The sequence below is a fragment of the Pseudomonas sp. 5.2 genome, from assembly GCF_059025405.1.
The window spans coordinates 49,911-59,734 of sequence record NZ_JBYBHH010000024.1; the positions used below are offsets into that span (position 1 = coordinate 49,911).

10 protein-coding genes are annotated in these 9,824 nt (G+C 63.1%); 4 read left to right on the forward strand and 6 right to left on the reverse strand.

All coding sequences use genetic code 11. The features are described from left to right. Positions 1 to 18 precede the first annotated feature (18 nt). Positions 19 to 879 (reverse strand): dihydropyoverdine dehydrogenase, encoded by an 861-nt coding sequence (gene pvdO, locus AC5PZ0_RS26510; protein ID WP_493856057.1) that lies wholly within the window; start codon positions 877 to 879, stop codon positions 19 to 21. Between the two features lie 443 nt (positions 880 to 1,322). On the opposite strand from pvdO, the gene AC5PZ0_RS26515 reads away from it, so the two are divergent. Further along, positions 1,323 to 2,204, forward strand: coding sequence for a DMT family transporter (locus AC5PZ0_RS26515; RefSeq protein WP_186681965.1), 882 nt, complete (start codon positions 1,323 to 1,325; stop codon positions 2,202 to 2,204). Between the two features lie 10 nt (positions 2,205 to 2,214). On the opposite strand, the gene AC5PZ0_RS26520 is transcribed toward AC5PZ0_RS26515, so the two are convergent. Together AC5PZ0_RS26520 and AC5PZ0_RS26525 are read right to left on the reverse strand one after the other, a co-directional pair. After that, positions 2,215 to 2,673, reverse strand: coding sequence for a DUF4265 domain-containing protein (locus tag AC5PZ0_RS26520; RefSeq protein ID WP_027593173.1), 459 nt, complete (start codon positions 2,671 to 2,673; stop codon positions 2,215 to 2,217). Between the two features lie 13 nt (positions 2,674 to 2,686). Next, on the reverse strand, positions 2,687 to 3,562 hold the full coding sequence (locus AC5PZ0_RS26525; protein ID WP_099430169.1) for a DMT family transporter: 876 nt from the start codon (positions 3,560 to 3,562) through the stop codon (positions 2,687 to 2,689). A gap of 137 nt (positions 3,563 to 3,699) precedes the next feature. Here AC5PZ0_RS26525 and aceK point away from each other — a divergent pair, with 137 nt between their 5' ends. Next, complete coding sequence (gene aceK / locus AC5PZ0_RS26530; RefSeq protein WP_493856058.1) at positions 3,700 to 5,415, forward strand: bifunctional isocitrate dehydrogenase kinase/phosphatase; 1,716 nt, start codon at positions 3,700 to 3,702, stop codon at positions 5,413 to 5,415. A 54-nt stretch (positions 5,416 to 5,469) separates the two neighbouring features. On the opposite strand, the gene AC5PZ0_RS26535 is transcribed toward aceK, so the two are convergent. Then, on the reverse strand, positions 5,470 to 6,330 hold the full coding sequence (locus AC5PZ0_RS26535) for a DUF6279 family lipoprotein (protein WP_493856059.1): 861 nt from the start codon (positions 6,328 to 6,330) through the stop codon (positions 5,470 to 5,472). A 131-nt stretch (positions 6,331 to 6,461) separates the two neighbouring features. Between AC5PZ0_RS26535 and AC5PZ0_RS26540 the strand changes: the two genes are divergently transcribed. Continuing rightward, positions 6,462 to 7,298, forward strand: coding sequence for a CvfB family protein (locus tag AC5PZ0_RS26540; RefSeq protein ID WP_027593169.1), 837 nt, complete (start codon positions 6,462 to 6,464; stop codon positions 7,296 to 7,298). Here the strand turns inward: AC5PZ0_RS26540 and AC5PZ0_RS26545 are convergent, their stop codons facing one another. Both AC5PZ0_RS26545 and AC5PZ0_RS26550 read right to left on the reverse strand, forming a co-directional pair. Further along, the gene (locus AC5PZ0_RS26545; protein ID WP_493856060.1) at positions 7,299 to 7,679 is read right to left on the reverse strand and encodes a hypothetical protein; all 381 of its coding nucleotides are present in this window, start codon (positions 7,677 to 7,679) and stop codon (positions 7,299 to 7,301) included. Positions 7,680 to 7,890: 211 nt separating this feature from the next. Continuing rightward, positions 7,891 to 9,363 (reverse strand): right-handed parallel beta-helix repeat-containing protein, encoded by a 1,473-nt coding sequence (locus AC5PZ0_RS26550; RefSeq protein WP_493856061.1) that lies wholly within the window; start codon positions 9,361 to 9,363, stop codon positions 7,891 to 7,893. 229 nt (positions 9,364 to 9,592) lie between these two features. Between AC5PZ0_RS26550 and AC5PZ0_RS26555 the strand changes: the two genes are divergently transcribed. Continuing rightward, positions 9,593 to 9,772: a CsbD family protein gene (locus AC5PZ0_RS26555; RefSeq protein WP_099430165.1), complete on the forward strand. Its 180-nt coding sequence runs from the start codon at positions 9,593 to 9,595 to the stop codon at positions 9,770 to 9,772. The last annotated feature ends 52 nt before the right edge of the window (positions 9,773 to 9,824 follow it).

The window sequence follows — 9,824 nt, forward strand, 5'->3', positions numbered from 1 at the left end:
TTAACCGCGTCACAACGTTCAGAGTTCGCGGGCTACGCGAAAGCCGAGGAAGTCGCCACGGGTGGTCTTGAGGCGGTCGTTGCGGTTGGCCGAGCGCGAGAAGATCGGTGGCTCGCCCCAGTCGTTGCCGCGCATGTGCGCGCGGATGCACTTGGGGTCCTGGATCCAGGCGCTGCCGTCGCTGGGGGCGCCTTCGTAGCTTTCGTGGTAGCAGTCGGCGACCCACTCGTAGACGTTGCCGTGCATGTCGTACATGCCGAAGGCATTGGCCGGATAGCTGCCCACGGGGGCGGTGAAGGTGTAGCCGTCACGGGGGCCGTAGGTGTTGGCGTGCTTGCTGATCTCGTACTTGCCCGGCTCGTCGAACGGGAAGGGGAACGGGCCGGTAGAGCCACCGCGGGCGGCGTATTCACGTTCAGCCTCGCTGACCATGCGGTAAGGCTTGCCGGTTTTTTTTGCCAGCCACACGGTGTAGGCCTGGACTTCGTCATAGTCGACGCAGACCGCAGGTTGGCGGGCCGTTTGTTTGTAGGTGGGCTTGCTGGCTTCGCACCAGCGGCCGGGGCGGTCGTCGCCGCTCTTGATGACGGTGCCGGTGGCCTTGATGTACGCGTCCAGCTCGCCGGCGGTGACCTGGTAGCGGCTCATCGCGAAAGGCTTGGCGAAGGTCACGGTGTGCAGCGGGCCTTCGTCGGGCTGGCGGCCGGCTTCGTCATCGGGTGCGCCCATCACGTAGCTGCCGGCGGGCAGTACCACCATCTCTGGGCAGTCTGTGCAGTCCTGGAAAACATCACCTGGCTTGGCCGCGTGGGCGTAGGCGCTGACCAGCAGCAGGCAGGTGATCTGGGCTGGCCGGTAGAGCCAGGCTTTTGCGTTCATGAGTGGTCCTCGGAGCGGCTGAATGCGTGCGGCGTTTCGCATTCAGACGAGCCAGGGCGGTGAAAAATTAACCAACGGCCGCGCCTACAAAGGTCGGTTTAGCCAGTTGCCAGCCAGAAAACGCCGGGCTATAGTCCAGGCCATTGATCTCATCCTGAAGACCTGTTCATGCCAGCCATCCCTTCCACCTCATGCTTTGCCTTCGCGCCAGTCGCGGGCGAGGTCGTGCGTGGTAGCCAGCAGCCGGCCATGATCAGTCACTACCCACCACCTGTCAGTGGCGTTGTAGGCGGCGTAGCTCCGCCTCTTTGCGTGGTCGTGCTGGGCTGATCGGCTTCTGGCCGCTGCTCACCGCACTCGCAACCTACTGAACACGGTCGGCTACTTCCCTCGCTGAAGCGTACGCCCTCCGTTCGGCTCATTCGCCCGAAAGGTGGCAATACATGTCTGTCATTTCCAAAGCATCCGTGGCCTCGGCGGCCACCACCAGCCTGTTCGTCTTGCTGTGGAGCAGCGGGGCAATCGTCTCCAAGCTGGGCCTGGCGCACGCCAGCCCGTTCGCTTTCCTGTTATTGCGCTCGGCGCTGGCCCTCGCGGGCCTGTTGATGATCGGCCCCTTGTTGGGCCTGCGTTGGCCGCGCAGTCGTGGGGCGGTGCTGCGCGCCCTGGGCACTGGCTGCGTGTTGTTGGGGGCCTACCAGATCTTCTATCTGCTGGCGCTCAATACCCATGTCACCCCTGGCGTGATGGCCACGGTGATGGGGGTGCAACCGATCCTCACCGTAGTACTGATGGAGCGTCAGCGTTCCTGGAGCCGGCTGTTCGGCCTGGGGCTGGGCCTTGCTGGCCTGGTGATGGTGGTCTATCAAAGCATCAACCTGGGTGGGGTGTCCCTGGCCGGCATGCTGTTCGCGCTGCTGGCGCTGGGCAGCATGACCTTGGGTTCGATCCTGCAGAAACGCATCACCGACAACCCCATGGGCACCTTGCCGTTGCAGTACCTGGCAGGGTTTGCCCTGTGCGCGCTGTTCGCCCCCTTGCAACCGTTGCACGTGCAGTGGACCGGCGGCTTCGTCGGTGCACTGCTGTGGATGGGGCTGGTGGTGTCGTTGCTGGCGACCCTGCTGCTGTATCGCCTGATCGCCAAGGGCAATCTGGTCAATGTCACCAGCTTGTTCTACCTGGTGCCTGCGGTGACTGCGGTGATGGATTTCCTGATCTTCGGTAACCGTTTGGCAGCGCTGAGCCTGCTGGGGATGGGGCTGATCGTGGTGGGCTTGCTGTTCGTGTTCCGCAAGCCGGCTGCGCGGTTGGCGGAGGCGTAAGCGTAGCGCGCTAGCGAAACTCTTCGGGGATGGTGTGCCGCAGCACGCCTTCCTCGAAGTCCAGCAGGTCGGCTTCGCGCTGGGTCAGCAGGTAGTAGAGCAAGGTGTCGAGCGCGCGCTGCGAGGGGACTTCGACGGCAAGCATCCTCACCGCCTGTTCTGCTTCGCAGTTGCAGCCAAAGTCTTGCAGGGCTGCGCGCACCTGGTCGAGCGTTTCCGGTGGCTTGACGATCACCCGGAACACCGAGCGGCCGCTGCTGATGCGCAAGCTGTCGAACCAGGTTTCACCGCTGTCCTCCCGCGTGTCGATGATGTCGCCCGGCGCAATGCCATAGACATAGAACGGGATGCCATCGACTTGGTAGCCGCCGTCGACTGCCTTGGCCCACAGGCCCTCGACCGAGGCCGGCGGGTAACCGTCTGCGTCCTGTACCAGGCGGAACAACACCTTCTTGTATGCACTGTTCATCGTGTGCCCCGCTTCAATGGCGCGTCGGCCGCAGCACTAGCCACAAGGCCGCGCCAATCAGCACACCGCCGTACAGGTGTGCCATCGACAGCGGTTCATCCAGCAACCATGCCCCCCACAATACGCCGAATACCGGGATCAGGAAGGTCACGGTGCTGGCCTTGACCGGGCCAATTTCTTCGAGCAGGCGGAAGTACAGGATATAGGCAAATGCGGTACACAGCAGGCCCAACCCGAGCAGCGACAGCCACACCTGCCAGCCGCCCCAGCTGGCAGGGGGCTGAGCCAAGGCGCTCCAGGCGAACAGCGGGCTCAGCAGCAGCGTAGCGCCGAGCATGCTGCCCAGGGCCGAGAGGCGGCTGTCCAGGCCGCTGACCCAGCGGCGGGCGAGAAAGCCGGCGAAGCCATAACAGGTGGTGGCCGCCAGGCAGGCGAGGGCGCCTTGCAGCAAGGCCAGGTCCAGCGCGACGGGGCCAGCGCCGCTGAGGATGCCGACGCCGAACAGGCCCAGGAAGATGCCGCAGAGCTTGGGCAGGGTCATCGGTTCACGGAAGAACAGCACGCCGATCAGTACGCCCATCAGCGGTGTGGTGGCGTTGAAAATCGCCGAGTAGCCAGCTGGCAGTACTTGCGCGGCCACGGAGTAGAACGTCGCCGGGATGCCCGAGTTGATCATGCCCAGCACCAGGCAGGCGCCGAGCTTGCCTTGGAAGTCCCAGCGTACCCGCGCGGCGGCGACGATGGCGACCAGGCCCAGGCACGCGATCGACACGCGGAAGAACGCGGTCGGCACGGTGCCGAGTTCGGGGGCGATGATGCGCATGAACAAAAAACTCGCCCCCCAGACAGCGGCAAGGGTCAGCAGGCGGGCTAGGGCAATGGGGGTCACAACGGTCTCCGGGTTTTGGGCAGGGCGCGAGTTTACGCCAGGGGGGAGTGGGATTCTTGTGCTTTCTTGCGCAGTGAATCTAGGCGGGCTGTGGACCGGCTAAGCTGTATCTCTCACCCTGCACCGAGATGCCCTGCATGTCCCAGCACTGGCCTGCCAGCGAAATCGCCCGGATGATCCTCGATGGCTTCGATGACTACCGCGAACACTTTCGGCGCATCACCCTCGGCGCCCGTGAGCGCTTCGAGCAGGCGCGCTGGCAAGACATCCAGCGCGCAGCGGCGGCGCGTATCAACCTCTATGAAGAAAAGGTGGCCGAAGCCAACGGCCGGCTACGGCAGAGCGTTGCCGATGAGGTGCTGCTGGATGTGGAGCAGTGGCCGCTGGTCAAGAGCGCCTACATCCACCTGATCGACCCACGGCTCGACGACGAGTTGTCCGAGACCTGGTACAACTCGCTGTTCTGCAGCCTGTTCAGCCATGACCAGATCAGCGACGGCTGCATGTTCATCCACACCACCCGGCCTTCCATGCGCAGCCACGAGCGCGCGGCGCAAACCCGCACCTATCAGCTTGAGGACGGGCTCAAGGGCCTGCTGCGGGCGATCTTCGCCGATTACCCGTTCGATGTGCCCTATGGTGACCTTGAGGGCGACCTGACACGGCTGGAAGAACAACTGCGCGAATGCCTGCCGGACTGGGTGTGCAAGGACCCGGCCTTGGCGGTCGAGCTGTTTTCGCCGGTGTTGTACCGCAACAAGGGCGCCTACCTGGTCGGCCGCCTGTACACCCGCGACGAGCAGTGGCCGCTGGTGATCCCTTTGTTGCACCGCGAAGGCCATGGCATCGAGGCCGATGCGCTGATCACCGACGAGGCGGAGGTGTCGATCATCTTCTCCTTCACCCGCTCTTACTTCATGGTCGATGTGCCGGTGCCGGCGGAGTTCGTCAACTTCCTCAAGCGCATCCTGCCCGGCAAGCACATTGCCGAGTTGTACACCTCGATCGGTTTCTACAAGCATGGCAAGTCGGAGTTTTACCGGGCACTGATCAACCACCTGGCCAGCAGTGACGACCGCTTCATCATGGCGCCTGGGGTGCGTGGGATGGTCATGAGCGTGTTCACGTTGCCGGGCTTCAATACCGTGTTCAAGATCATCAAGGACCGCTTCTCACCGTCGAAAACCGTTGACCGTGCCACGGTGATCGACAAATACCGCCTAGTGAAAAGCGTCGATCGGGTGGGGCGCATGGCCGATACCCAGGAGTTCGCCGATTTTCGCTTTCCGCGCAGTAAGTTCGAGCCGGAATGCCTGGCCGAGCTGCTGGAAGTGGCGCCGTCCACGGTCGCCCTGGAAGGCGATACAGTGCTGATTCGCCACTGCTGGACCGAGCGGCGCATGACGCCCCTCAACCTTTACTTGGAGCACGCCAGCGAAGGCCAAGTGCTCGAAGCGCTGGAGGATTACGGCTTGGCCATCAAGCAACTGGCGGCGGCGAACATCTTCCCTGGCGACATGTTGCTGAAAAACTTCGGCGTCACCCGCCATGGCCGGGTGGTGTTTTACGACTATGACGAAATCTGTTTTCTGACCGAGGTGAACTTCCGTCATATACCGCCACCGCGCTACCCGGAAGACGAAATGTCAGGCGAGCCGTGGTACTCGATCGGGCCGCATGACGTGTTCCCCGAAGAGTTTCCGCCGTTTCTGTTTGCCGATATGGGCCAGCGGCGTTTGTTCAGCCGCTTGCATGGTGAATTGTATGACGCGGATTACTGGAAGGGTTTGCAGGCAACGATTCGCGACGGGAAGGTGATCGATGTATTCCCGTATCGGCGTAAGGTGCGGTAACCCCTGGGGCTGCGCTGCGGCCGCAAAGTATCAGCGCCACGCACGTCTGGGGTTTCAGCCCTTCAGGCACTTCAACTCGCTGAAATTGGTGCGCACCTTGCTCAATCGCGCCTGCAGTTGCTGACGCTGCTCCGGGGTGCTCAAGTGCATCAGGTCGACCAGCAACCTGCGTGCTTGCAGCTCGGTGTTCTGGTAGGCGATGCGGTATTCCGGGGTCCACAGGCTCTCTTTACGCTGCAGCAACTGCGCCAGGCGCGGTTCGAAGCTGGCATCGCTGCGTTGGTCCATCGCCAGCACCAGCTGTTGCTGCCAGTGGGCACGGTTGGCGATCCACTGGCGGTTCTGATCGCCCAGCGCCTGTGACCAGGTCAGCACGCGTAGCCGTTGCGCTGCGTTGAGTTCACCCAGCCACGGCGTCAGGCGTTTTTCCATGCGCTCGGCGCGGCGGGCAATCTGCTTGGGCAGAGGCGTATCGACATACTGCTTTTGCCGTTCGCTGATGTCGTCGCGGAACGCCTCGCGCATTTCCGCCACCTGCGCGTCGCTCATGCCACGCAGCAGTTCGGTGGCGGAGGGGGTGATTTCTTCGGCAACCCGGCCAATCGCCTCGCGCGCTTCGCGGGTGCGCTGCTGCAACGCCTGGTCAGTCACCTGGTCTTCGGCGACCATGGCCCGCACCCGGTCCAGCCAGTCGAGGTAACTGGGCAGTTGGGTTTTGCAATGCCAGGCCAGGTGCTGCCTGAGCCGCTCGTCGAGCAGCACCTTTTGGTCGCGGTTCATGTCCAGGTAGTCACCGAGCGACCACGGCACCAGGCGGTCCAGGTTGCGGTAGGCCAGGTCGATGCGGCTGCACGCGACCAGGGCCAGGGCGAGCGCGACGGTGATGAGCAGGGGCTTGAGCAGGCGTCGAGGCATGTGCTGATCCTTGCAGTGGCTGGCCAGTCGGTAGACGCAAGGGGGAAGATGACGGTTCCACCGAATCAGCGGTCGGGCAGTACGGTGGCTTCAGGTGTAGAATAGCCGTCTTGTCTTGAGGAACATCGGAAATGGCTCTGCTTGGGCGTTACAACAGTTTGCAAATCGTTAAACACGTGGAATTCGGCCTCTACCTGGACGGCGGCGCCGATGGCGAGATCCTGCTGCCGGGGCGTTACATCCCGAAGAACGCCGAGACCGAGGTAGACGATTGGTTGAACGTGTTCATCTACCTGGACAGCGAAGACCAGCTGATTGCCACCACCGAGAAGCCCAAGGTGCAGGTCGGTGAGTTCGCCAGCCTCAAGGTCAAGGACATCAATGGTGCCGGTATCTTCCTGGATTGGGGCCTGTCCAAGGACCTGCTGATGCCTTACTCGGAAGAGTTGCGGCCACTGAAGATCGGCGACTACTGCGTGGTGCACGCGTACCTCGACAAGCGTACCCGCCGCATCACCGCGACCGCGCGCCTGGACCGCTACCTGGACCGTACCCCGGCCGATTACCAGGTCGGCCAGCCGGTTGAGCTACTGGTGGCCGGCGAGACGCCGATGGGCTTCAAGGCGATCATCAACAACCGCCACTGGGGCCTGATCCACAAGAACGAGGTGTTCAAGTTCCTGCGTTCGGGGATGCACGAGAAGGGCTTCATCAAGGAAATCCGCCACGACGGCAAAATCGCCCTCAGCCTGCAACCGGTGGGCGCGGCCCTGGCTGACAGCCTGCAGGAGCAGATCATGGCGCGGCTGGACGCCGAAGGCGGTGTGCTGCCGGTGTGCGACAAGAGCGACCCGGCAGTGATCACCAAGTTGTTCAACGTCAGCAAGGGCAACTTCAAGAAGGCCATTGGTGCGTTGTTCAAGCAAGGCCGCATCGTCATCCATGACGATCGCATCGAGCGGGTCTGATCAGGCCTGCACGAACGTACGGAAGTCCAGCTGCTCGCCACCCGGGCGGGTGTCGCGCAGCAGCGAGTCGCGGTCGGCGCTCAGGGCCAGGCTGATGGTCGAACGGCGTTTGCCCGGCTTGCGCACTTCCATCTGCTCCAGGTGAGCCTTGAGGAAGTTGGTCGGTACTTTCAGGTGCTGCAGCTCATCGCTGTCCGGGTTGTGCAGCAGCAGGTTGACCCAATCGGGCTGGCCTTTGCCCAACAGTGCTACCGGCACTTCGAACCACCACAGGTTGCGTTTGGGGTCGAGGATGGCGAACAGGGTGTTGCTGCTGGTCAGCACGGGCCGGGCCAGTGCTTCGTTGCGCCGGGCGATGGCGGCGGGTTTGTCGAGTTTCATGCAGGTTCCTGCGGGTTGACGCGTGATAAGGCCTGCATTGTGAGGGGTGGCGGTTAGCGGGGCAAGGTTTGCCAGTTGCTTTGCCTGGGCCGGCCTCTTCGCGGGGCAAGCCCGCTCCCACAGGTTTATACGATTACCCTGAGAACAGTGGTGTAACCTGTGGGAGCGGCGGTGCGGCGATCCGACTTGTCCCGCGAAGAGGCCATTTGCCTCAGCGACTCACCGGCCGGCTCAACTCGGAAGTGGCCCCATCGGCAGTGGTCACCGTCGCGGTAAAGCTGCGCAACCCGCCGATATTCTCCAGCGGATGGGCAAACCGCGCCTGCCCCTGGGCATCGCTGTTCACCAGCACTTCCCCAAGATACTGCTCCGCTTCGCTGCCCGCAGCCTGCGCATTGCCGAACAACTCGACGCGCAACAGGCTCGACGCCGGCCCCTGCACCTCGCCGCGAATCACATTTCCCTCAAGCGCAATCAGCCGAGGTGGCTGCTGGTTGTGGTTAGGCAACGGTTGGCAAGGCTGGGGTTCGCCCTTGGCATCGCAGATGATCGCTTGGTCCTTCTTCGCCAGCTCCGCACCCACCCCGCGCGACCCTACATACAACGCATGCGCCTGCGCCGGCACGCCGAAGACGATGGCGCCGGTGCGCTGGTTCGGCACACAGGAGCCACCGGCCTCGCAGCGGCGGATGTCCTGGCTGTTATTCCAGATGCGGTTGGCGCTCAGGCGTGTGGCGGTGACGCTCGGCTCTGGGCGCAAGGCCACGCCGATGCGGTTGCCGTGGATCAGGTTGCCATCGAGGATGTTGCCCTCGCCGGTGACGCTGACGCCGATCGAGTTACCGGTGAAGGTGTTGGCGCCCAGGTAGTTGCGGTTGCCCCAGTTGATCTGCAGGCCGTCCGAGTAGTTCTCGAAACGGTTGCGCACCACCGTGTTGTCATTGCCCAGCAGAATCTCGATGCCCTGGGACGGCTCGGGGTTGGCCGGTGTGGAGCGGAACAGGTTGTCCGCCACCAGGTTGAAGGCCGCACCACGCGTCAGCTCCAGGCCGTCGCCGTTGTCGATCAGCTGGTTGCGCAGCACCTTGTTGTTGACCGTGCTGGTGGCGGTGGGGTTACCGGCGCCGTCGTCACCGGTGAGCATGATGCCGGCGCCGCCTTTGTTGGCGATGACGCGGTTGTCTTCGATGACGTTGCCGCTGGCGCGGTTGACCAGAATGCCGATGCAGAAGTTGCGCACTTCCAGGCCGCTCAGGTGCACGCCTTGGGTGTCGCGCAGCACCAGGCCCGGGTGGGTTGTGGTGCGTACGTTGGTGCCGAACTGGCCGGGCAGGGCGCCGGGGCAGGTGTGCACGCCCTGGTCTTTGATATAGCCCGAGCCGTCGATGGCGATGTACTGGCCGTCGCGGGCCCAAGCCAGGCCGGTAATGCTCACCGGGCCTTTGATTTCAGGCAGCGCGCGCGTGGGTTTAATCACATAGGGCGCCTGGCCCACCGCGGCAATCTCGATGCGGTAGTGGCCGGGGTTCTGGTTACTGGTCTCGATCGCCCAGCGCAGGCTGCCGGGTTGGCCGTCATCGGCATAGCGCTCGACGCGCAGGGCTTCGGTGGCGGCCGGCGAGGCGGCGAGGGCAGGCAGGGGGAGCAGTGGCAGCATGGCCACGAGCACAGGCATCAAACGCATGGGGCGGGTTTTCCGATAAGTCGTTGTTTTTATTGCAGGCGGTCGTATGCGGGGATTCTAGGGCAGGCAGTCGGGCCTGCGCAGGTGGTTGGCGGGAATTGGTGCGGTATTCGCCCGCAGATTTGCCGCTCGGCTTGATCGTGGCAAATTGGTTGAAACTCTTGCGAAGGGCCTCAGGTCCACAGACTGTCGACACGGTTCACGTGTCTCCATTTGCAGGAGTTTTGCCATGAGCGGTACTAAAGACAAAGCGAAAGGCTTGGCCAACGAAGCAATCGGTAACGTGAAACAAGGCATCGGCAAAGTGACCGACAATGAAAAGCTCAAGGCTGAAGGCAAGGCGCAGGAACTGAAGGGTGAAGCCCAGCAGATCAAAGGCGATGTAAAGGACGCTGTGAAAAAGCCTTGATGCATCCTGCCCTGTTCACCAGGGTTTAGGCGTCGCCCTGTAGGAGCAGCCT

What these genes read in the sequence shown, in the direction of transcription:
- pvdO (WP_493856057.1), bottom strand. Translation starts at nt 879, where the DNA reads ATGAACGCAAAAGCCTGGCTCTACCGGCCAGCCCAGATCACCTGCCTG.
- AC5PZ0_RS26515 (WP_186681965.1), top strand. Translation starts at nt 1,323, where the DNA reads ATGTCTGTCATTTCCAAAGCATCCGTGGCCTCGGCGGCCACCACCAGC.
- AC5PZ0_RS26520 (WP_027593173.1), bottom strand. Translation starts at nt 2,673, where the DNA reads ATGAACAGTGCATACAAGAAGGTGTTGTTCCGCCTGGTACAGGACGCA.
- aceK (WP_493856058.1), top strand. Translation starts at nt 3,700, where the DNA reads ATGTCCCAGCACTGGCCTGCCAGCGAAATCGCCCGGATGATCCTCGAT.
- AC5PZ0_RS26535 (WP_493856059.1), bottom strand. Translation starts at nt 6,330, where the DNA reads ATGCCTCGACGCCTGCTCAAGCCCCTGCTCATCACCGTCGCGCTCGCC.
- AC5PZ0_RS26540 (WP_027593169.1), top strand. Translation starts at nt 6,462, where the DNA reads ATGGCTCTGCTTGGGCGTTACAACAGTTTGCAAATCGTTAAACACGTG.
- AC5PZ0_RS26545 (WP_493856060.1), bottom strand. Translation starts at nt 7,679, where the DNA reads ATGAAACTCGACAAACCCGCCGCCATCGCCCGGCGCAACGAAGCACTG.
- AC5PZ0_RS26550 (WP_493856061.1), bottom strand. Translation starts at nt 9,363, where the DNA reads ATGCGTTTGATGCCTGTGCTCGTGGCCATGCTGCCACTGCTCCCCCTG.
- AC5PZ0_RS26555 (WP_099430165.1), top strand. Translation starts at nt 9,593, where the DNA reads ATGAGCGGTACTAAAGACAAAGCGAAAGGCTTGGCCAACGAAGCAATC.